Origin of the sequence: Pseudomonas flavescens, assembly GCF_013408425.1 — a bacterium.
GTDB classification, from domain to species: Bacteria; Pseudomonadota; Gammaproteobacteria; order Pseudomonadales; family Pseudomonadaceae; genus Aquipseudomonas; species Aquipseudomonas fulva_A.
Window position 1 is genome coordinate 1,887,732 of sequence record NZ_JACBYV010000001.1, and the last position, 22,403, is coordinate 1,910,134.

The 22,403-nt window shown below is 54.5% G+C and carries 18 protein-coding genes and 1 pseudogene; 9 read left to right on the forward strand and 10 right to left on the reverse strand.

The genetic code is table 11. The annotated features are described in order from the left end of the window. The first annotated feature begins 106 nt into the window (after window positions 1-106). Genes FHR27_RS08245 through FHR27_RS08255 form a run of 3 tightly spaced genes read left to right on the forward strand, consistent with a single transcriptional unit; the run spans window position 107 to window position 1,482 of the window. On the forward strand, window positions 107-517 hold the full coding sequence (locus tag FHR27_RS08245; protein ID WP_257026857.1) for an NUDIX hydrolase: 411 nt from the start codon (window positions 107-109) through the stop codon (window positions 515-517). Next, window positions 514-1,023 (forward strand): hypothetical protein, encoded by a 510-nt coding sequence (locus tag FHR27_RS08250; RefSeq protein WP_179538281.1) that lies wholly within the window; start codon window positions 514-516, stop codon window positions 1,021-1,023. The genes FHR27_RS08245 and FHR27_RS08250 overlap by 4 nt, the downstream gene beginning before the upstream one ends. Before the next feature lie 9 nt (window positions 1,024-1,032). After that, window positions 1,033-1,482, forward strand: a complete 450-nt coding sequence (locus tag FHR27_RS08255) for a DUF421 domain-containing protein (RefSeq protein WP_179538282.1) — start codon at window positions 1,033-1,035, stop codon at window positions 1,480-1,482. A gap of 472 nt (window positions 1,483-1,954) precedes the next feature. Here FHR27_RS08255 and FHR27_RS08260 read toward each other — a convergent pair whose 3' ends face one another. Continuing rightward, complete coding sequence (locus tag FHR27_RS08260; RefSeq protein WP_179538283.1) at window positions 1,955-2,497, reverse strand: PaaI family thioesterase; 543 nt, start codon at window positions 2,495-2,497, stop codon at window positions 1,955-1,957. Between the two features lie 58 nt (window positions 2,498-2,555). Here FHR27_RS08260 and FHR27_RS08265 point away from each other — a divergent pair, with 58 nt between their 5' ends. After that, on the forward strand, window positions 2,556-2,999 hold the full coding sequence (locus FHR27_RS08265) for a MarR family winged helix-turn-helix transcriptional regulator (RefSeq protein ID WP_179538284.1): 444 nt from the start codon (window positions 2,556-2,558) through the stop codon (window positions 2,997-2,999). Between the two features lie 201 nt (window positions 3,000-3,200). Here FHR27_RS08265 and FHR27_RS08270 read toward each other — a convergent pair whose 3' ends face one another. The 5 genes from FHR27_RS08270 to FHR27_RS08290 form a co-directional block, all read right to left on the reverse strand. Continuing rightward, window positions 3,201-3,713, reverse strand: a complete 513-nt coding sequence (locus FHR27_RS08270; RefSeq protein ID WP_179538285.1) for an AAA family ATPase — start codon at window positions 3,711-3,713, stop codon at window positions 3,201-3,203. Between the two features lie 20 nt (window positions 3,714-3,733). Beyond that, window positions 3,734-4,207 carry a ProQ/FinO family protein gene (locus FHR27_RS08275; RefSeq protein ID WP_179538286.1) on the reverse strand — a complete coding sequence of 158 codons (474 nt, stop codon included), beginning with the start codon at window positions 4,205-4,207 and terminating at the stop codon, window positions 3,734-3,736. A 228-nt stretch (window positions 4,208-4,435) separates the two neighbouring features. Continuing rightward, window positions 4,436-5,743: a PAS domain-containing protein gene (locus tag FHR27_RS27085; protein ID WP_179538287.1), complete on the reverse strand. Its 1,308-nt coding sequence runs from the start codon at window positions 5,741-5,743 to the stop codon at window positions 4,436-4,438. Window positions 5,744-6,358: 615 nt separating this feature from the next. Further along, complete coding sequence (locus FHR27_RS27255) at window positions 6,359-6,463, reverse strand: IS3 family transposase (protein WP_179540063.1); 105 nt, start codon at window positions 6,461-6,463, stop codon at window positions 6,359-6,361. Window positions 6,464-6,756: 293 nt separating this feature from the next. Continuing rightward, a complete protein-coding gene (locus FHR27_RS08290; RefSeq protein WP_218878463.1) occupies window positions 6,757-7,485 on the reverse strand; it encodes a GntR family transcriptional regulator in 729 nt (242 codons plus the stop codon). A gap of 182 nt (window positions 7,486-7,667) precedes the next feature. Here FHR27_RS08290 and FHR27_RS08295 point away from each other — a divergent pair, with 182 nt between their 5' ends. The 5 genes from FHR27_RS08295 (at window position 7,668) to FHR27_RS08315 (ending at window position 13,473) form a co-directional block, all read left to right on the forward strand. Continuing rightward, a complete protein-coding gene (locus FHR27_RS08295) occupies window positions 7,668-9,422 on the forward strand; it encodes an IlvD/Edd family dehydratase (RefSeq protein WP_179538288.1) in 1,755 nt (584 codons plus the stop codon). Window positions 9,423-9,507: 85 nt separating this feature from the next. Next, window positions 9,508-10,860: a GntT/GntP/DsdX family permease gene (locus FHR27_RS08300; RefSeq protein WP_179538289.1), complete on the forward strand. Its 1,353-nt coding sequence runs from the start codon at window positions 9,508-9,510 to the stop codon at window positions 10,858-10,860. A 339-nt stretch (window positions 10,861-11,199) separates the two neighbouring features. Then, the gene (locus tag FHR27_RS08305; RefSeq protein ID WP_179538290.1) at window positions 11,200-12,171 is read left to right on the forward strand and encodes a tetratricopeptide repeat protein; all 972 of its coding nucleotides are present in this window, start codon (window positions 11,200-11,202) and stop codon (window positions 12,169-12,171) included. A 688-nt stretch (window positions 12,172-12,859) separates the two neighbouring features. Beyond that, the gene (locus FHR27_RS08310) at window positions 12,860-13,129 is read left to right on the forward strand and encodes a hypothetical protein (RefSeq protein WP_179538291.1); all 270 of its coding nucleotides are present in this window, start codon (window positions 12,860-12,862) and stop codon (window positions 13,127-13,129) included. After that, a complete protein-coding gene (locus FHR27_RS08315) occupies window positions 13,126-13,473 on the forward strand; it encodes a LasR-specific antiactivator QslA (protein ID WP_179538292.1) in 348 nt (115 codons plus the stop codon). The genes FHR27_RS08310 and FHR27_RS08315 overlap by 4 nt, the downstream gene beginning before the upstream one ends. Window positions 13,474-13,664: 191 nt before the next feature. Here the strand turns inward: FHR27_RS08315 and FHR27_RS08320 are convergent. From FHR27_RS08320 to FHR27_RS08335, 4 genes and pseudogenes are all read right to left on the reverse strand, one after another. Further along, window positions 13,665-14,507: pseudogene (locus tag FHR27_RS08320) on the reverse strand (transposase); the annotation flags it as partial. Window positions 14,508-14,643: 136 nt separating this feature from the next. After that, a complete protein-coding gene (locus FHR27_RS08325; protein ID WP_218878464.1) occupies window positions 14,644-16,119 on the reverse strand; it encodes a YecA family protein in 1,476 nt (491 codons plus the stop codon). A gap of 217 nt (window positions 16,120-16,336) precedes the next feature. After that, window positions 16,337-17,341: a PIN domain-containing protein gene (locus FHR27_RS08330; protein WP_179538293.1), complete on the reverse strand. Its 1,005-nt coding sequence runs from the start codon at window positions 17,339-17,341 to the stop codon at window positions 16,337-16,339. 360 nt (window positions 17,342-17,701) lie between these two features. Further along, window positions 17,702-21,793: a HigA family addiction module antitoxin gene (locus tag FHR27_RS08335; RefSeq protein WP_179538294.1), complete on the reverse strand. Its 4,092-nt coding sequence runs from the start codon at window positions 21,791-21,793 to the stop codon at window positions 17,702-17,704. Window positions 21,794-22,403: the final 610 nt, after the last annotated feature.

Genomic DNA, 22,403 nt, shown 5'->3' on the forward strand with positions numbered 1-22,403 from the left:
CAGAGTCAAAGCCCTGAGCCATGAATCCTCTCCCGACCGCCAGTTGTCGTCTTGGTCGAACGTTTGGCTGTGGAACCGTGCCTTTCAATTGTAGGTCGGCGTGGGGATGAAAATGGCCAGATCATGCAAAGGGCGAGCGACTGTCATCTGTTATCGGGATGAAAAAGTCCTACTTGTGAGAAAGCCTAAAGCGAAATGGGTATTGCCAGGGGGAAAGATCGAGCCTGATGAAGCCCCGATTGAAGCGGCAGCGCGGGAGCTTTCAGAAGAGACGGGAATGACCTCAGAAGCCTTGGCATTTATTGGCATCCATAAATTTGAAGGCCGCTCTCACCATGTGTTTCAGTTCTCGGTGCCCGGCTCGATAATCGCTCAGCCGCAAAATGAAATTGCCGACTGCCAGTGGTTTTCACTCCAAGATCTTGGTTGCGAATCGGTGAAGCGGCCCAGCATTGAGTTACTGAAACTTTATGGCGAGCCATCCGTAAAGCCGCCAGACACGGGAGCATTGCAGTGAGCAATCGACTTGATGAGATGCAAGATCGCAGCTATCCCGTCCAGGAAAATATGCGTATTCAGAAGCAATACTGGGGGATTGAACGCATCGGTGGTTGGATCCTGCTCATTATCGTCACGCTTACCCTGTTCGGCCTGTTTTCAGATGGAATGCTAAGCACCACCACAGCGCGTGGGGTTGATAACACGCTTCATGTCGAGTACGAACGCTTCATGCGCAATGGCGCAACGAGCAACCTGATCATCGATGCGTCTGGATTACAGGGCTTGGGCCGTATAGAGATTACTGGCGAGATGCTTGAAGGCTCTACGCTGGAGAGCATTCATCCGCAGCCAAAAAGCGCCTCGACACTGGAAAAGACTGGAATTTCGCTGCAAGTGCTAGGTGATCAAAGCGGTCATGTTCGTCTTCACCTTGCATTGCGAGCGGATGGGACAGGATTGTATCGCTCGCGCATCATGGCCAATGGTAAAGCTATCGACTTCTGGCAATTCATCTACCCGTAGGAGCGCGAAATGGACTCAGTATTGAGGGCAGTCGCTATTTACCTGGCTCTATTGGTACTTTTCAAGTTTTCCGGCCGGCGCTCGCTTGCAGAGCTAACAATTTTCGATTTCGTGCTATTGCTGATTATCGGTGAAGCGACGCAGCAAGCACTCCTTGGGGACGACTTCTCAATCACCAACGCTATATTGGTCGTCGCGACGCTGATCGCGCTCGACATGCTTTTTTCGTCGATAAAATGGCGGTGGCCGCGCGTGGATCTCTGGCTGGAAGGGTCGCCAATCATAGTCGTTGAGAACGGCGTACCACTTCACTCGCGCCTGAAGGCAGCCCGTATCAAGATCGAAGACATTTTAGAGTCCGCGAGAGAGAAGCAAGGACTTGAGCGGCTTGATCAGATCAAATTCGCCATCATCGAAAAGAACGGGAAAATTTCGATTATCCCAACCGCTCCTTCGTGAAGTGACACCTTCTAGTTGCGAAGGTCAGACTTGATTGGTCATAGCCGCTAGGCCCTGCACCGATAACGATTACGTCATAGTTTTTCAAGAGAAGCTCCTTACGGAAAAGACCGTAACAGTAAACCCGTCTACCTATTGAGTTCTTGAGACAAAACAAGCTGGCATGACGCTACGATTACGGCGAATCGATCTCTGCTCACTACGGCCTACACCAGACCTGACATGCGCGAGATAGCTGTCACGCCAACAATCAAAATCTCTGAGCACCCTGCTCTGCTAGCTCCGCCACGATCCACCCGCTGGTAGTACGGGCGTAGTAAATCGCGTTTGATAGTTAGCCAAAATAAGAGGGGCAGTAGTCCAATCTTCTTTGCGCCAACTCGGTGATCCGGCGTGCTGGAAGCACCTCCCCGGGTGCTTGATTTTTCCAGCAGTGGATTTCAACGCCCCAGAGAGGCCACGTCAGTTTTGATCATTGGCCCCGAGGTGAGGGAACATCGAAAATTAAGCAGGTCGTGGTCGCATGAGCGTACAACTTACCGCTCGCATCGATAATGCGCCCTTCAGCTGTTGCCGCCTGACGCCCCGCATGGATCAACCTGCCCTCGGCGCGTACCAGCGGTACGCTGTCGCTCAGTGGCCGCACCATGTTCACTTTAAGCTCCAGCGTGGTATAGCTTTTACCAGCCGCGAGCGTAGAGTGGATCGCACAACCAACCGCAGAGTCGAGCATGGCCGCGAACCAGCCGCCGTGCACTGTCCCCATGGGATTATAGTGATGGCGCTGTGGGCGGCCTTGGAATATGGCCACACCTGGTTCCATGTGGATCGGCACGAAGTCGAGTGTTTGTCCTATAGGCGGTTGAGGAAGCACTCCAGCGAAGACGGCCTCAAAAAACTCCATCCCGGACTTACCGGCGACCTCACTCGCCGATGCAACACCAGGCGCACCAAGAGTAGACCTGACAGCCTGCTCATCTGCACGCCACTGGACGAGAATCTCATCTACTTCCATCTGTCGCTCCCAATGGCTTATGATTGTGTCTACAACAGTTGCAGGCACAACATATATCATGGAAAACGTCAGCAAACCACAGGGCTGTACCAATCTGAAGCTGCGCCAACTTGATCGTGTGGTGACGCGTCACTACGACCAATATGTCGGTAAGACAGGGCTAAAAAACACCCAGTACGCCTTGCTCTCGCACGTGGTCAAACTCGGTCCTGTTCGGCCCGTGGACTTAGCTCGCCACATGCACATAGATGCCTCCACCCTCACGCGCAACCTGCGCCCTTTGGCCAGCCTGGGGCTTCTAACCACTGAGGCAGGCCCTGATGCGCGCAGTCATCTGATTCAGGCAACTGAGGCCGGTATAGCCAAGCGGGCCGAAGCCCAACGCGCTTGGAAATCAGCTCAGACAGCCCTCAACGAACTTCTTGGCCACGAGCGTGTTGCCGAATTGCACACTCTTCTGGATTCTTGCATGGGCCGCTTGAGTGATGTCTCGGAAGCCTAAAGCGATCACACAGGGCTGATTTGTCTTGGCTGAGTGAACGTCGGTGTCAATAGAAGGACTACCTCCGCTGCGCAGCTGAGCTGGTGTATTCAGGTGCTGGGTTGCCGGAATTACGTCGGCGGCGTTGTCCAAACGTGATATCGATGCGGGGATAGTTTGACTGAGCAGTAAGCATCCAGTGATCACCCCCTGTCGCCTTGTTTAGCGGACGCTATGCGCTTGCAGCAGTTTGGTGACCATCGACACTGCTTGCACCGGTGAAGTCAGCGCCGTGTCTATCGAAAACGGGGCTTCGGCCCAGGCTTCATATTCGTGATCCAGCACAGATTGCCAGGTTGGTGGAGTCAGCCCCGGAACATCACTCAGCCTTGTTTCCACACGGCGCTGATGTTCATCTTTATCCGAGCAAATCACTTTAATATTTATCAACCGAGCGCCGGCCCTTGAGGCGATTTCACTCCAGGCCATTCGGCTTTCGACCACTGGATTTACACAATCAACGATGACTGTACGCCCGAGATTGAGATTACTCAGCGCAAGCTCATTAGCAACCATGTAACCACTGCGCCCCACATCTTGAGCAAGCGCGCCGGAGTTTCGTATCGCTTGCTCAATCGTATCGATCCGAAGGTAGAGAGCACCTATCTTATCGACGACCCCCTTGGCGATCGTGGTTTTTCCGGTGCCAGGAAGGCCGCTGAATACGATAAGCATTGTCCGTCCGTTGAAGTGTGTTACTCAGCATTGGCCTTGGCCGGGCGCTCACCCTGGGCACGCCGTGCCTGCACTCGCTGCTTCTTGGCTTGCTGCTTTGCATGCAGCGCCTGGATCGCTGTTACCGCACCGACGGCTTGTCCATTCAGATCCAGGCGCGGCGCATTCTCCGTCATGCTCGCCCAGTAGCGACTTCCGCGGCACCAGGAAGCGAGCCCCAGTTTGAGCTGTTCGCTGGAGACGCCGAGCAGCTCAAGGTGTTGTTCCGCGTCCTTGAGGATGCCCTCTTTCAGCGGAACCTTGGGAGCCGGATTGACCGGAAACGCCAATGGAAAATGCTTCTGCAGTCGCCAGATCGCTTCTACTGCAGGATCTTGCTCACGAGGCTTCGCTTGCGCCGAAGGCGCCCGCTTGCGCTGCTTGGCGCCATCCGTCTTCGGCTCTTTTTCAGCCCGCAGACGGTCACGCAGCTCAGCTAATTGCTCAAAACCCATCGTTCATTTCACCGTTTCATGGTTGATACGAACGGAAGCTTATCCTACGTAGTCCTTTAGAGCAGCCTGTAGGTGCATCTACTGCTGGGTTTCGCCGCTAGCGATTCAGGATATGGCTGCTCACCTACCGGTGCCATCTCGTGCGATGGTGAGGTACGACCGTTTCAAGCAGCGCCAAGAACTTGGGCTAAAGCCAAAGCTGCAGCCCGTACGCCATCTCTTCAGAGTTTAAGTCCGCATCATCTCGGCCGCTTGTTCGGTGGCCTCTGTAGTTCTGGTAGCAAGCTTACGAACTTCGTCCGCAACGACTGCAAATCCCCTACCCGCTTCTCCTGCACGGGCGGCCTCGATGGCGGCGTTCAACGCCAGCAGGTTGGTCTGGCTGGCAATGCTTTGGATGGTGCCCACGATCTGGGTGAGCTTGACGATATTCGCCTCCAAGGTGCGCTGGTGCGCCGCCTCCGTCTCACGCATGGCGTTCTGCTGATGCTCAAGGTCAACGTCGACCAGTGCCCCTACTACTCGCAGTGGTGCGCCAGAGGCGTCGCGCTTGGTCTGGCCGCGCGCCCTGAACCATCGGTACTCGCCACTTTTCATCTTCAGCCGATACTCGATATCGAACGGGGTTTTGCCAGATCGGTCAGTCAAGTGCGCTTGGAAAGCATTGAGGCTGTATGCCTTGTCATCCGGGTGCAGGCGCGATGCCCAGCTATCGAGCACGTCAGGAAACTCCTCAACCGTCTCGAATCCCAGCAAACGGCGGAATTGCGGAGACCACCAGAACGGATTTTTTGGATTGACCGGATCGCCCGCAATCACCTCCATGTCCCACAGGCCGTCCGACAGCATTTCGCGGGCCAGCTCGAAGCGGGTGATGATCACATCATGATGCTGCTCCCTCTCGAGTTCATCGTGGATATCACGCAGTGCGCCGGCGACGCGCAGCGGGACACCGCGATTATCACGAAGGGTTTCACCTTGGGCAAAAAACCACCTATAGCTGCCGTCCTTCATCGCTAGGCGGTTTCTGACTCTATAAGGGGTCATACCAGACTTGTCGTTCAGATGACGGGCAAAAGCGTCGAGCGTGGCGGCTTTATCGGCGGGGTGCAGGCGATCAGCCCAGCTGGCCAGGACGTTGGGAAAGTCCTGCTCATTGCGAAAACCGAGCATCTCCCTGAACTGCTGCGACCACCAGAATCGGTTGCGCGGGTTTACCGGATCTCCAGCGACAACCTCCATGTCCCAGAGGCCTTCGCTTGATGCGCGGTTGACCAAGTCGAAGCGAGTTTCTGAAGCTCTGGCGCTGGCATCGGCCTCAGCTAGCAATAAACGCGCGGACTCGAGTTCGCGCTCAAGCTCTGCAACACGTGCATCGCTGTCCACGGCCTTCTGTTCGCGTGATATCCATTCACGAAGCACGTCTGCCCACTTAGCTGCACCTCTGCCAGCAGCACCTTGGGAAGAGTTCGGGAGTGAGGCGAACAATTGATTGAGAGCTTGAAGCTCACTGCGCTTGCGAAATAGATGCAGCATGGTCGGTACTCGAGGGAAGACGAAAGATGCCGAATCCATGGCTCAAATTGCGGTGCAGGAAGCTGATGACGCGAGACCCATGACGAGTCAGTTGTCAGCGCCCAGTTCGACAGGTGTGATCTGCGAAAGGTTGCGTCTTTTTGCCATCATTATGATATCGAGCTGGAGAGGGTTTTACTCTGGCGTTTTTGCCAAGGCGATCAGCGGCTTTTGCCACTCGATTGGCAGGCGGCTGAGGTGGAGCGCCAATGCCAGTCGTAATGTTCGGCGGAATGCTTGGGCGTCAGCTGCTCGAGTGCAGGCGGTAGCCTCACGCTGCCGCTACAATTTTAGAAACTGTAGAACTCTGGTGGCTTCTGCAGTTATCGAATGTAACGATCCTCGCCTCGACGATAATCTGTCGCCTCACGCCACGAGAACCCTATGCGCCTCCCGCTTTGCTCATTCCATTCTGACTGGCTGCGCTGATAACCAAGGCGACCATTGATACCGCTGCTCAAATCAAAGCCATCGGTTGCAGCTGAATCGCTTCCGGTTGGCTCTCCGCTGCCTGTGATTCGGAGTAATGGGTAGGTCGTGACAACTGCTGGAAACCAGCCGCCAACGCTTGCGTGATCAGACTTGCAGGCCGACTTCGCGCATCAGTCGAGCAACTTGGTGCCGACCACACGCGTACCCCATAGGCGACAGTTCAGCCTTTATGCGGCGATGGCCATAGATCCCATTAGCTCATGGTGGATGGTGCGACTCGCTTGGCTCATGGGCCGATTGGCCATCTCTCTCGCCGAAGGAGGCCGCTGCTGCCAGGCATAGAAACCGTTACAAAATACCCGCAGGAAAGCAATGATTTTGCTCTTCAGTGAAACACTTCTTCATGTCCATCTCCTGATTGTTGGGAATGGACTTTAAAGCTGGGCGCTACTCAAATCGGGGGGGAGACGTCGTCGGTCAAACAGATCCCAAGTGGAGGATGCGCGGTCATCTCCTATGCCCCGCAGTCGGTATCGCAGCAACTACTGGGCCAGTGGTCGCTCAGAATCAGCAGGTTTGCTCGACTTTGTTGAGCTGCGACGGTTTTGAACCTCAATGTATGCATCCCTTGATGGGCTCAGGTGGAGGCTACAAAGATCAACAAGGCGCTGCGTATCGCCTGCCCGCAATGCATCGATAAGTCGCCAGTGTTCCTGGCGAGCTTGCTCTACTCGTTCTGGCAGAACCATAGTGGAAGCCCGAATAGAGTGAGCTCGCTGTGCGTGATCCTGAATGGCCGCCACCAAAACTGGATTATCGGAAAGGCTAAAGAACTCCCGATGAAACACTACATTGAGTCTAAAGATCCGGCGCATATCGCCGGTAGTTACCGCTGCATCGTGCTGCTCTTGAACCGCAATCAAGGCATTTAGCCTGGCTTCGCTCACGGGGAAGCGAATCATCCGGGCTCCTTGAGTTTCCAGTAGCTCACGGACGGCATAAAGATTCTTCACTTCTTCCGTGCTGTAGGCCTTGACCAAGGCGCCGATATTTCTTTTGCGCTCAACCAGCCCCATTCGCTCCAACTCGACCAGCACCTGACGAACGACATGGCGCTTCAGCTGAAAGCGACTGAGCAATTCGTCTTCAACGAGACGCTCCCGGGGGTAAAGAACGCCCAGCACGATCTCCTCTTCAAGAGTCTCGACGACACTGCTCACGGTGGGTTCAGTGTCTCCTGCTCTTTGTATCTTCACTACATCCAGGGTCACGCTTTCGGTTCCGTATCGTTGAAGTGCAACACAAGAATATAGAGCGCCTAGCCTCGTGTCTCAATCTACCTTCGTAACGCTATCAATAGCTGATCAGCGCAGAGACGGTTGCCATCTTCATTGTGACGTGGCTAACTATATCGACAGGATTATCAATAATCTAATCGACAAGAGACTGCCGCATGACAAAAAAAGCAGCCGATACCCCAGCCGTGGTGGTACCCAAAGGCATACGAAAGGGCCTCACCAATTATGGTGACACCGGATTTTCACTGTTTCTGCGCAAGGCCTTCATCAAAGGCGCCGGGTACACCGACGAGGCTCTGGATCGCACCATCGTAGGTATTGCCAATACCGGCAGTGGATACAACCCCTGCCATGGCAACGCGCCGCAATTGATCGAAGCGGTCAAGCGAGGTGTGATGATGGCCGGGGGCCTTGCCATCGACTTCCCGACCATTTCCGTTGCTGAGAGCTTTTCCACTCCCACCAGCATGTACCTGCGTAATCTCATGTCGATGGACACCGAGGAGATGATCCGTGCGCAGCCGATGGATGCCGTGGTGCTGATCGGCGGTTGTGACAAGACGGTACCCGCCCAGTTGATGGGGGCCGCATCGGCCAACGTACCGACCATCCAGTTGATCACCGGCTCGATGCTGACTGGCGGACACCGCGGCGTGCGAGTTGGTGCTTGCACCGACTGTCGCCGTTACTGGGGGCAATTCCGCGGCCAGGAAATCGACGAGCAGGAAATCAATGAGGTCAACTCCAAGCTGGTGGCGAGTGTTGGTACCTGCTCGGTAATGGGCACAGCCAGCACCATGGCTTGCCTGGGTGAGGCCATGGGGATCGTCATGCCCGGTGGTGCATCGCCACCCGCCGTGACCTCGGATCGTATTCGCATTGCCGAGCTGACCGGCAAGCAGGCAGTGGAAATGGCCCGCAGCGGCCTGACGCCGGACAAGATCCTCACTGCCAAGGCGTTCGAGAATGCGCTGCGTGTGCTACTGGCCATCGGTGGCTCGACCAACGGAATCGTCCACCTGACCGCGATCGCCGGGCGGATGGGTTTCGACATCGATCTGGAGGCGTTCGACCGCATGAGCCGCGAGACCCCGGTGCTGGTCGACCTGAAACCTTCCGGGCAGCACTACATGGAAGATCTGCACCGGGCAGGAGGGCTGCAGACCGTGTTGCATGCACTGCGTCCGCTGCTGCATCTGGATGCGCTGACCGTAACCGGGCGCACCTTGGGCGAAGAGCTGGACGATGTGCCGGTATTCAGTCAGGACGTGGTACGAAGCTTCGCTGATCCGATCTACCCGGCGGGAGGCATCGCGTTCCTGCGCGGCAACCTGGCACCGGAAGGCGCAATCATCAAGCAATCGGCGGCCGATCCCCGGCTTATGGAACACGAAGGCCGCGCCGTTGTTTTCGAGAACTCCGAAGACATGGCGCTGCGCATCGATGACCCGGAACTGGACGTCAACGCAGATGACATCCTGGTGCTGAAGAATATTGGCCCTGTCGGTGCGCCGGGTATGCCGGAAGCCGGCTACCTGCCCATTCCCAAGAAGCTGGCTCGGGCTGGCGTCAAGGACATGGTGCGGATCTCCGATGGCCGCATGAGCGGTACGGCCGCTGGCACCATCGTTCTGCACGTAACGCCGGAGGCCGCCAAGGGCGGGCCGCTGGCCCTGGTGCAGAGTGGTGATCGCATCCGTCTGAGTGTGGCCGAGCGCAGCATCGAACTGAAGGTATCAGATGAGGAGCTGGCTCGCCGCCGTGCACTTTGGCAACAACCCCAGCCGGTAGATGCCGAGCGCGGTTACCGCAAGTTGTTCTACGAGCAGATCACTCAAGCCGACAAAGGCTGCGATTTCGAATTCCTGAGACCGCCAGCCATGCGCGCAAAGGTGCCGGAGGATCGCTGAGCACACCTCAGTGTGTCGGCCCGCTCGCAGCAGACCGGCGCCTTTCCCGTCGACACTCCCCTTATAAAAACAAACGGAGTTACTCATGGAAAATACCGCCTTGATCGTGACGGTATCGGTCAGTGCCATTCTGGCGTTGCTGGTTCTCATCGTCAGGTTTCGCTTTCAACCCTTCCTTGCGCTGATACTGGTCAGCGTGGGCACCGGCCTCGCTCTCGGCATGCCGCCGCAGGAGTTGCTCGATTTCATCGTCAAGTCCATGGGCGGCACGCTGGGTTTCGTTGCACTGATCATCGGCCTGGGGGCCATGTTCGGTGAGATGTTGCGAGTCAGCGGTGGCTCCGAGCGCCTGGCACTCAATCTTGTTGAACGCTGTAGCGACAAAACGGTGCCGTGGGCTCTGGGGCTCGCGGGGTTTCTGGTGTCGATCGCGGTATTCATTGATGTCGCCATCATCATCCTGGTACCGCTGATCTATGGCATCGCCCAGCGTACCAAACGCTCTCTGCTGTACTACGGCATTCCCCTGTGCGCAGGTCTGAGCGTGACCCACACCTTCATCCCGCCAACACCCGGCCCGATCGCCACTGCGAGCATTCTGGGTGCTGATCTCGGTTGGGTGATCATCTGGGGCGTGATTGCCGGTTTGCCAGCAATGGCTGTAGCCGGGCCGATATTCGGCAAGTTCATTTCCAGCCGGATTTTCGTACCGGTACCGGAACATATGAATCAGGGGCAAAGTACCTTCGACGATACGAGCAAGCTGCCGTCGTTCCGCTCCGTTGTGTTGACGCTGTTGTTGCCACTACTGCTGATCTTGAGCAATACCTCGGCCGAGTTGCTGTTGGCCGAAGGTAACCTTCTGCGCGATATCCTGATGTTTGTCGGCAATCCGATCATCGCATTGCTACTTACCTGCCTGCTGACCTTCTGGGTCTTCGGCTACAAGCGTGGTTACAGCAAGGACGAGCTGCAGAAGATTGCCACCAAGGCTCTGGAGCCGGCTGGCATCATCATACTCATCACCGGGGCGGGCGGCGTGTTTGGCAAGGTGCTTGTTGCTTCGGGAATCGGCGAAATCCTGGCCTCTGCCATGCAGAGCCTGAGTATTCCTCTTGTGCTCTTCGCCTTCATGACGTCGGCAGTAATGCGCATCTCGCAGGGGTCGGGCACTGTCGCGATGATTACAGGGGCGAGCCTGACTGCTCCTGTTGCCGAACTGATGGGCGTTAGCGACCAGATGACAGCGCTGCTGGTAATTGCGATCGCATGCGGTGGTACGGCGTTTTCCCATGTCAACGACTCCGGATTTTGGATGGCCAACCGCTATTTCGGTATGAGCGTGTCCGACACCCTAAAATCTTGGACAGTGATGAAAACCCTTGTAGGTCTGACTGGACTGACAATCTGTCTGATTATTAGCCAATTCATTAATTAACCACTTCCTCACAGCTTTGGGGGCAAGCCGAGATTCTTTGCGGCTCGCTGCCCTTTTGCCATAATCATGATTGAGCTGGATAGGGTTTTACTCTGGCGTTTTTGCTAAGGCGATCAGCGGCTTTTGCCACTCGATTGGCAGGCGGCTGAGGTGTAGTTCTAAGGCCAGTCGTAATGTTCGGCGGAGTGCTTGGGCGTCAGCTGCTTGAGCGCAGGTCGGTAGCCTCACGCTGCCGCTACAAACTCAGGAGCTCCAGAACTCTAGTGGCTTCTGCAGTTATCGAGATGTACCGATCCTCGCTTCGGCGATAATCTGTCTCCTCACGCCACGAGACCCCCTATGCGCACTCGAGACAAGCTGCTTCCCTGGTCATTGCTCTTCATGGTGTTCGGCTTCCAGGCCGCTATGGCCGGCTCAGTTGACAAAGCGGTGAGCCTTTTTGAAGCGGAGCAATATCAGGCATCGATCCAAGAGGCAGACAGGGTGCTGGAAAAGCAGCCGGATGACAGCCAGGCCTTGAATATCAAGGCGCTGTCAGTATCCGTTCTGGGAGATGACGAGACGGCAATCCGCCTGGTCTTACAGGCCCTTGAAGCCTCTCGCAGGAATGGGCAGGTAACGATCGCTCAGCAGTCCGACTACTGGAATAACCTCGGTTACTTCAGCGAGCGCCAGCGCAACTTCGAGGCAGCGCTGGGCTACCACAGGAAATCACTGGAGATGCGTCTGGCCGCTTTTGGCGAAAAGGATCTCCGCACTGCCGATAGCTACAACAACATCGGCACGACGCTTAGTCGATTGGGTCGCTATGACGAGGCATTCGAATACTTGAATAAAAATCTGACCTTAAGAGAGCGTTTGCTCGGGCCGGATGATCACTTGGTTGCCGTCGCGGTAAATAACCTAGGTAACGCCTACAACCTGAAGGGCGACTATGAGCGCTCTCTGCCGCTTTTTGAGCAAGCGTTGGATATCGATCTGCGCCTGTACGGGCCAGAGCACCCAACCATTGCGGCCCGCTGGAACAATGTGGGCGACGCCTTGCGCGGCCAGGGCAGGTACGACGAGGCGGAGCGATTGCTGAACAAGGCGCTGAACAGTGACCTCGCCACCTTCGGTGAGAACCACCCGAAAGTGGTGTTGCGCTACACCAACCTGGCACGGGTATATGAGGCTCAGGGCGATACGCCTAAAGCGAGTGCCTCCTATGCAAAAGCCCTGAAAATACTGCAGCAGTCCTACCCTGGTGACATCGAGCAGATTGACTTCCTTGAGTCGAAGCTCAAGGCGATCGCCGCCAAGTCCGGCTGATGAATCGCAGCTCCAGTCCCCCCGCTGGCCGGTCGCGGCCACGAGCGAGACTCCGAACGACTCAAACGCCTTCAGCGTATGGAGTGCGTTTGCCCAGCGCACTTGATTGCTGCGATAGGTCAGCATTTCGCGTGCATCCTTCAACTACCGACTCGCTCCGGGGATTCGCATCTTTGTAGAGGTCAGGCTACGTTAAGCTCACCCTCATCACTCTTGATGACGCAAATATATTGGTGGTCTCCTCAAACCTAGTCATTCAGCGAAGGTTCCGCTGAATACCGCTGCGTGCTGTTTCTCTAGCCGGCACACAAAACAACTACCCCCCAGTATGTTGCCATCCTGAAACCCGCGGGCTAGAGTGCTCACGTCGTGGTAAATCCCACGACCGGGCGTGAGAACCCGTTCGTTGTCCAAGGCGCGGTAGCGTCATAGTGCAAAGCTGATGGTTGACCATTGCGCTTCTGCATATCTATGGCGGGCCGTGTAAGGCAGGCTTTTGCCTGGCCGGTTCCCTTGGACGCCGGTTTCTCACCCTTGCACGGTCCGCCTCCTATGCTCGTGAGAAGGCTGGTAGGCGGCTCCTTAACCTGTCCAAGGAGCATAAGGAAAATGCACTACCCCCTTTTTACCCAAGAGCTCCGCCTTGGGCTTTCGGTCTTGCTGTTCGCCTCTGATCAGGAGGTGCGCCATGGCTGAGCTCGAACCCTGTGTAATACCTTTTCCGCTGCGGCCCAGTCCGCTGCATGAATCTGAACGCTCTCCCCTACCGTCTGAAGCCGCTGCTGAGATGCGAGCAGTGATGCTCGGTAATCTGCTGGATCAACTGGCTGAGCCCGAAGGCTTGCAGTCGGAGAATCTGCGCGCGCGCATCACAGCTTACTCGGCTCTGGGTCTGCTGGACGAGATGGTCGTTCTGTATCGCCGCGCGCTTTCTGAAGCGCGAGGAGGTGCGGGATGAGCAAGGGCGTCACTACGTATCTGCAGCCTCACGATGGTCACCCGGGCACGGAGATCCTCTGGGCAGCTGACTGCAGGGAAGCATTCGATCAGGAGGTTAAGCTCGCTCAGACCTGGCTCGACTGTTCCCGTAGCGGCTGGCTCTGGGCAGCGATGATCGCAGAGCGCGATCTGCTGCCTTGGGCCATTGAGAGGCGCGCGTTTGAGGTGGGCTTCCTGAGTCGCATCCATCAGCGCCTGCGGTCGAACCGAGACAGCACTCCGCCGGAGATCCGATGTACGTCTGGTAATTACATTGTTCAGAAGAAGGCAGAGCTTGTGGTCGAGGCGTGTTACCACGGCTAACCTTAAGTCGACTGAGAGTTGTGTTCGATCAGTCTGCTTGGATGAAGGTAGGTTCTGGACTGGCGGAGGGCGTGGCCTAGGCATTAGGTTTACACGCGCTTCGCTAGCTCAGCAAAGCTGCTGGCAGTAATCTGCCGCCCGCAGTGAGCTGCGGGCAAGTCGCGAGCGCGCCTGCCGCCTTCGCGATTTTATAGCGTTTTGGAGCCGATGGCTTTTACTGCCTGCTTCGCCATGGAGCTGAGCTGGTCGCGGTATGAACCGGCGTTCGTGACCTCGTGGGCAACGATCAAATGGTGCAGTGTATTGATCGCCGTATGCACGTCGTAGCCGACAATTCAGTTGCCACGCGTCATCATCGAACGGGAATGGCGAATCGTTGAGCTGAGATTCGATCAGCTGAAGCTATTTCATTTGAGTTTTAAGCTTCTCGATTTTCTCCGCCAGGCTAGTAGCGTCTGGGACAGAGGCTGTTGGCGCTGCCGGTCAGCCGCATCAAGTGCGGCCAGGTAACGGCTGATGCTCGACTCAATGTCTTCCATCCGCCGCTTGAGTTTGGCGCTGGTGAAGTTGCGGTCACGATTGTTAACCGCCTTAAATTTGCTGCCGTCGATGGCGACCAGATTTTCTCCGAAAAGGCCAAACTGCTGGCAGAGCATAACGAACTGGCGGCAGCCCCCGCGAAGGATCTTGTTGTTGTCTTTGCGGAAGTTGGCGATGGTTTTGAAATCGAGCATCAAACGCCTGGTTAGCCACATCAGCTCGACAGTGCGCTGGGCTTCTCGTTCAAGCCGCCGGCTCGATTGGATGCGGTTCACGTAACCGTAGATATAGATCTTCAGGAGGATCGCAGGGTGGTATGCCGGTCTGCCGGTTTCGGCTGGAATGACGCCATCAAAACCCAGAGTGGCCAAGTTGAGTTCATCGACGAAGACATCAACCACCCGTACCGGGTTGGTATCGCTGACGTAGTCGTCAAGGCTCTCGGGAAGTAAGGTGCTTTGCCCTCGGTGCTCACCCTGGATAAACCGTTTCATGGGCTTCCCTTGCGATGAAGTTCTCAGAAATCATAGCAAGGGTATGTCCGGGCGTTTTTACACACTCTGGGCCAGGAGCAGCCTCTGGTGATAGGGGACAGTCGATGGGTATGTGGGGAGCTTGTCCCGGACATTTTCACAGCGTGCCTGAATTCAAGCAGCACTTTTTATATTTCTTTTCCGACCCGCATGGGCAAGGATCATTTCGCCCCACGTCCTTGATGGAGTGGGATGTCTTAATTCGCCTCTCGGAAACATTGTCGAGGATTTGATAGGTGCTCATGATTTTTTGAGACATAACCCTCTCATCGCTCGTCAGCGGAACAGATGCATCAATAGCGAGAATGGTCTCAGAGCTACCCCCGCGCCCCTTTGTATCAGCTCCTAAAAGCAATATCTCTTTGGCGCCCTGGAATTTGTAGCGAGCAACAGAGGCATACAGTTGCATACAGGCGCTTCGCTCCTTTCTGTATTCATCATAAGAGCCATGACTTTCATTCCAAGGGAAGAATATGAAAATATATATCCTTCCAGGTTTGCTCATGGACGGAACTGTCCTCGCAGAGCGAGTACCTTTAGTTACATTTTCGAATTTCTCAAACAGAGCAGAGGCTAGAAGGCTACTTGAGTAAAGGTTCTCTGAAGCGAGAACTTGTACTGCACTTGAATGAGTTAGAAAGGGAAGGTCGCTAGCTTCGCCTACGCACGCGTCTGCTATGGCGTCGGAAAAACGAGCTATAAGTTCATTCCAAAGCTTCGCTTTCTGTTTATGACCGTACCGAAGAGCATAATCTACTGTCTGCCTGTAGTGTCGCCACTCCCACTCCGGGATGCTGAAGAAATTTCCTTGATTTTCAGGGGGATTTGAAATATCTCCGTAGCCATAGCCGCCATCTTCTTGGAGATAGAAAGCGAGTGTTTCTTCCTCACCAGCGCTATACAAGAAGCTTTTGTCGCGGATGGCCTTTTCCTTTGCCTCTAAGTATCGAATGAAGTCCGTAGGAGTGCATAACTCTTCAAGCAAAAGTTTTATTCCGCTTTCATCAAGCACATGCACAAAGGTCTTCTCTTGGTCTACATCTCCTACAAAGAATGGTTTATCGAGCAATATCTTCTCGGGAACTTGGTAGTAGTAGCCAAGTGTGCCGCTGCTGCCAGGTTTGATGGAGTCAAAAAAATGCTTGGCATGATCACCGATACCTCTAGTGACGGCAATCAGATGGATCTTTAATTCAGAGCTCGTAAGGTCAAATGGGAAAGGGTCTTCTAGCTCCCTGTTGAGGAAAATTTTATCAGGGTGGTTTCTTACAAAGCTCTCAGCACCATGCAGCTGCTTCGCTGATTCCTTTACTGCAGCTCTATACCATCGGCTCCATGCTAGTTTTATTTCATTGTGAGCCTGGAATTTAACATGCCCTTTATCAGAAAATAGGATAAGAGTTCCATTAAAATAAATAGTGAGGTCTGTTAGTTCTTTACCTTTGCCTACGGAGCGAAATAAACTTGGATAACACCACAGACTGAAAAATGTATTTCTTGCAATGGAGGCGAGAATCCTTTCGCTTTCGTTAACACTTGGCTCTTTTTGGATTGGCTTTAGCACTTCGTTCATCCTTCGTGCTTTTAATCAGTAAGTGAGTCGGCCGCTAGGCAATCTGCCGATCAATGCCTCGTATATGGCATCGGCACCACCTATCCCAAAGCACACCGTCCAGTTCAGAGTGAAGCGTAGCGGCGTACGGTAGGTAGTGCATGAGGTCTGGTACAGACGGCTCCTTGTGGCCAGTTATTGCCTATCGCGACCCGCTGTTTTGAGTCGAGGTGGTGCTTTAGGTGTCGAGCATGTCCCATTCATCTCCTAGTACCCAGCGGAGAGCGGAAAGCTTGCCGTTGAGCATGCCCCACTCAAAATCGTCCCAAGGGCCAGTGTCCTCGTACTGATTTCTCACCCTCTCAGCTGCGGCCAATGCACCTTTCCAGATGTGTTGGTGAATCTCACCATTGGAATTATGCTCAACTCCATCTGGGATGAGATTGATAGTTCCTTGCTCAATGTAGTGAGCGCGGTTCATATGCCTGTTGTACCAAACTTTATCGACCAGCTCGTCCATTGCCCCCAAGATCTCTTGTAGGCCGCGTGTCTGATCCTCCCAAGCCCAGTCGTACTCATAGTGGAACTCTTCGAGGTCTAGCAGATCCTCTACGGCCTGGCTTGTGGAATTATAGAAATGGGTTTGGTCATCAAAGATTTCTGCAAAATCTTCGTGATGTAAGCGGTGGTCTTTAGCTGAAAAATCATTGACGTTATGGGTGACGAACCGAAAGGAGTCGTACTCATCTGCGTGATTTATCCGATACTCTTGGAATGCCTCAATAAGCACCGCGTCGGCAACACTATTTTTTTGCTTGTGGAACGGAGCCTTCTTCGCGATTGCACGCTCAGCTGCTTTAATTTTTGCCTTATCAGTTATTGCTACAACTAAAGCTGTGTCGAATAACCTAAGGACGCGCTTAACCGTGCCCTCCGTAGCTTCTGAAAGTATTGGCAGACGGTGATTCACGTCATCCAACGTCTGAAGCGCTACGTCTCTTCCGTCGCCGCCGAACGACTCAATGACACCTTTAACCACCCTGAATTCGTTCGCGAGGCGTTTGCGTGTGACCTCGATCACCCTGTCTTTATTTCGCTCGTACTCAGTCCGTACCAAGTCGGGCAGCAGGATCTTGATAACGCCATCCTCGACTAGATGTTCTATCGCCGTGAGCATTGGCAGCTCTGATTTCTGGCATGAAATATCAAGCCATACGCATGTATCGAGCATTACCAGATGCATTGAAGCTCCTTTGGGTTTCAGAACTCTTTACTTGGCCTCGGCCAGAGACCCATTATGGTCTGCCCCAGTCATCTTGTGTGACTCGGGCAGGCGCCCATTGATGCGGCAGCAATTGGGCCGGAAAGAGACGCTAGCGAAGGGCTGCTACCGGCCCAGAGTGTGTAAAAACGCTTCGCCAAAATTGAAGTGTGCGCGTCTACATTAAATCTGAAATTTATCGGCACGTCTGCAGATGTGGATTTCGCGTAGAAGCGCGATTTCCAGTCTGGTTTGGAGTATCTGACGCGCTCAAAAAACGTTTTTACACAGCCTCGGCCAAAAGCGGACATCCTTTTCGAGGGGGAAGCCCGCAGGTTCGAATCAGCGCCTGAGCCGCCGCCGAACCTGGGCATCCGTGTCCTCTGCCTCTGCCTCATAGTCGTATTGTTCAGCGATGCTTTCTAGGAGTCGAGCAACAAACGGATAGGATGACCGAACCTGATAAGCCCAATTGCGATACTTGGAAGCCAGACCACGCTCTTGATCTCCACCGTCTCCACGCCAGTGAACACCTCTCCCGTTCCGCACTCCTAAGACCATCCCTTTAGCAATCGCCTTAGACGCAAGCACTTCGAGCACTTGTCTCACCGCACCGCACGGCCAGAGGCCATCAGGGTCAGCCGGCGACTTGGCAAGAAGCTCTCCGATTACGTGATCTCCGATGTCTGCTCGGGCGTTCACCTGAAGGATGCCTCGGGCCTCCCGAATCCAGGCCAGAAGAGCGTCGCCATCAATTTGTCCATTGTCATCGCCACCCGGAATACGCCTTACCCGACCGAGGAGGTGATAGGCCTGCGTCGAAAGATCCTGTGAATTCTCGCCATTCGTTCCCCACTCAGAAGGATCCACCCCATCGTCGGAACGGCGATATAAGAAAGCGACCAATTGAGCAAAAAACATTGGTGATGCAGCCATTTGTCGCTCGAGATTAGGAATGCCGTACTCTGAATGATCAAGTGCGCGGAGATAAAAGAACTCCAGTTGCGCGAGCTCATCAGGCGATACCCCTTCCCGGGAGGAAAGCTCTGTCATCGCGACCGAGAGATCATGCCCATTCAATTGAAACTGATCACTGGGCTCAACGCTATTCGAAATCGCATCTCTGAGAAGCCGAAGTAGCCGATCAGTAGTTACCACCTTCCAGTCCAGATGTACTGCGTTAATCGCTGCCCGGGGACGGCGCGCTCCCAGTAGGCAATCAATCATCTCACTAGTTTCATCCAGACTGCGCCGCCCCCACTCTGGAGTAACAGAGGACCAATACGCAAAGCGCACAGGCTCAGGGCATTCCGCAACCAACGTCCAAGTGCCAGACCTAAACGGTGCGTTAATGAACGCCCCCAATAAGAGCTCGCGCTCATCATCCGAACCGACTGCCCAACGCATACACAGAGCTGCCAGTACCGATTGGCACAAACTAGGCTCCAGTCCGTGCAAGAATCCCGACAGTAAAAATCCGCACTTCCGGGACTGACTAGAGAGCATGCACGAAAGCACTTTCTCCACGATTGGTAAACACTTTTGCTCCGTTACAGCTTCGCGAGGAAGTAGCATCCCGACGACGAAGCTAGCCTCCCCGCCCTCGCTAAGCTCAATGATTCCATCCAGGCCCCTCGCATCCCATACTTCCTGCATAGCATCAAGCCTTTGCCTGGTTATCCGCTCGTCCCGTTTGCGGAAGTCGAAGTCTTCCTTCTCCAGGTCTTCATACGACTCTTCGACCCAATGCTTGGCAAACAACCACTGATGTCTAACCACAACATCAGCGGGCTCTAGGCGCGCTGAGAGATCTCGCGATTTATTGAGTACCAATGCAGAAAGTTTTCTTTTGCGGCCTAGCCGAGTGAACGCATAGCGCCTAATAGTCTCTCTAAGGCGAGCTTTAGCAACATCGTTCGGAGAAGTCTCAATCCACTCTTCAATTTGCAGCCAGATGGAAAGCTGATCTTCTTCCGATAGACTTTCGAGGATTCTAATTAAATCCCCCAGCGTCTTTTCTGTATGCGCCGCCCATTGGATTGCCAGATCCAGCGCACGGCGTTCTGTCCCCGCCATTTCCCCCCTAGAGACCGGTTCCCCAAAGCCAATCGCATCCTTCCGCCATTGTGGCTTATCACTGTGAAACCCTAGCGTGGACGTCCGGTCTAGCTGGCTCATACATAGACGCCACCCCACATCTGGGAAGCGAAGGACGATCAGTCCTAGGACAGTCAACCGCTGTTCAAGCGGTGCTGAAGTCTGTGGCATCCAAGAGCGAAACAAAGCCTCCAGGGAGTTTTCTGGCTTATTGCTCCAATTGTCGGTGATTGGTAACTGCGATAGTTGCGCGAGGAGCAAGGCAACGCGTGTCATTCGATCGGAATCCCAAGCAACGCGCTCCAATGCCCATAAAAGTCCTGAACGGGGGCACCCACCGCCAAAGGGGCCACTTTCAACGGGCCTGAGCAGCTTCAAAACCTGCGGCTCTAGGTTTTCTAGATCAGTTTCTAGAATGTCGAGGAACGTATCTGGAGCAGCCTCGGCATAGCGAGGCAAGTCATGTGAGTGCGCTTCCCACGTTCTAGCTCTATACGGCGTGAGCAGGCTGCGGATCAACTGATGAACTTTGGCCTCTACGTTGATTCCCAGTCGAGCTTTGAAGAAGGTGTTGCCATGCACTGCAAGTATGACCAGTGTTTCACACACACCTTCGCGCAGTACACCGGAGTGGGATCGAGTCTTACCATACAGGCCGGCAGTCCATCGCTCACTCTCAGGAAGGTCCAATGTAGGATCATCTTCACTCAACACGTACTCCGCAGTGAAGAAGAAGTGATCTAAGTCCTCGGCACTGATGAAAGCATGAATTGCAAACAAAGCATCAACCTTCGACACAACACCTCGGTGGCGCCCAATTGACCAAACTGGTGCTTGCTCGGTGTTGAGCAGTTCAATCAGATCAGCCTCTATCTCGGCATATATCTTTCTATCTCCGGTCAATGCCGACATGATCACACGGTCAGCATCACTGTCAGCGCTCCAGACCCCTGCTAAAGCGATCGGGACTAGTTGCCGCGCCTTAGCTAAATGTGCCCACGGAGGGGTCTTGATCTGCGGAATTTCAGCCAAACGACGTCGAAGAACCACGGGCGATTGAGCAGACTCCCGGGCCAGCTGGTCGACCTTGCCAGCATCGAAACCCATTTCAAGAATTGCAGCCTTGAAACTCTCATCATCAACGAGATCTAAAGCAACATCTGGCTGCTCTACTGACGCGCTCTTCGTTCTGACAATGATCGTATGCTGCTTCGAATGGATGCCGGCAGAAGCAAGTTCTACATCACTATCGGCGATAACTACCACGAACTGCGAAGAGGCTCTGGTCACTCGCGCGAATGCTTCAGAGGTGCGCAATACCAAAGCCTGCGTTCGATCATACGAAATACCAGTCGGAAGCTCGGCGAATGCACATGCAACGAAAGCCAGCCCCTCTTCGATCGAGTTTGCTGTGATCAAAAAAGGTCTATCTGGATTAGATCTGAGCCACTCACTTAAATTCGGCATCGACTGCTGGAGATACTTGTCGAAGAGGCGAGGACTTAGGTTTGGCGTCGTGACCGCCGCCCAAGACCGCCAAGTAGCTTCCATGCTTTGTATGCCATCTGGATTTAAAGCAAGCTGCTCTGCCAGCCATGCCTGCGCGGAGACAGACTGCTCCAGCCATTGCTCCAAATCTCCCGCATCTATTACCCGAACATCCTTCCACTTGCCGTTCGCCACCTTCCCTTTGGCCCACGCCTTTCCACCAGGCCAGTTCCTAGGCGTGACGAAGACAAATGTCATCTTTCGCTGCTCGCTTGCCGGAATGCTCTCAGTGCGAGCCTTGTAATCTTCTTCCGCTTTTGACGCCGGATTCTTGTTACAGCCGAACTCCCAGCCAGAAGTGCCTTTCGGCACCCACGGTGATGCAACGCTGCTGTCGGTCTCTCCATCCCAGCCATGGCGCTGCGAGCTGTCATATGCAGGAAAGTTGATACTCAAGAGGTCTGAAGTCGTACTGGTTACTAAACGACGAATCAGAACCGCCAGCACCGATCGCGTGTCTATACGATCGGCCCATGCATCAATCTGTGATGCAGTAATGGAAAGGAAATCAGGCACATAGGCTCTGACAGCGATTGCCTTTTCAGATGAGCGCATCACACCTTGGTCATACTGTGTCTGAAGCGCTTGAAGCTCTTTCGAGCTGGTGCCGAATGCCTTTTCAATGCGGAGCGCCATTTCCGCAGAGAGCGCCGCTTTTCCATTCAGAAGGTTGGATAGCGCCGGCCTGCCGACCCCAAGAATTTCTGCAGCCTTCTTGACCGTCATCTCGGGAGGAAGCACTTCTCGACGGATATAGGAACCAGGATGCTCAGGGGATATCTCAGTCATAGCGTGGCTCCGTATCGTGTTGCGCTACACAATACGAATAGCGGGAGACGATGCGCAATCAGTTAATCCATCACAGATAGATTTAATCGCTATAAAAGCTATTAGTCCGATGCTGAAGGCACAGGCGCGTACAGTCACATTGCTCAGATCTAGCTGCGTTACGGAGTTCTGCCCACTGGAGCAAGCTGGATGGGCCGGGAAAACAGGCGTCATCGAAGGGTAGCTATTGGCCGAAAGCGACCTCCTTTGGAGAGCTGGCCACCCCTCGACCAGCTTGCGCGCTACTACGCCCCAGCATGTTGCCCTCCTAAAACCCACGAGCTAGACTGCCCCGGTCGTGGTAAATCCCACGACCGGGTGTGGTAGCCCGATTCACACGAGGACGCGGCAGCGTCATAACGAGAACCAGACTTCAATGTCTGCGATTTCTTGTGCAGTTATGGCGGGCCGTGTGAGGCAGGCTTCGGCCTGGCCGACATTCCTTCGTGGGTCGGTCTACCACCCTTGCACGGTCCGCCTCCATTCGTGTGGTAGCGAATGGCAAGCGGCTCCTTAACTTCATGAAGGAGCATAAGGAAAATGCACTACCCCTTTTTTACCCAAGAGCTCC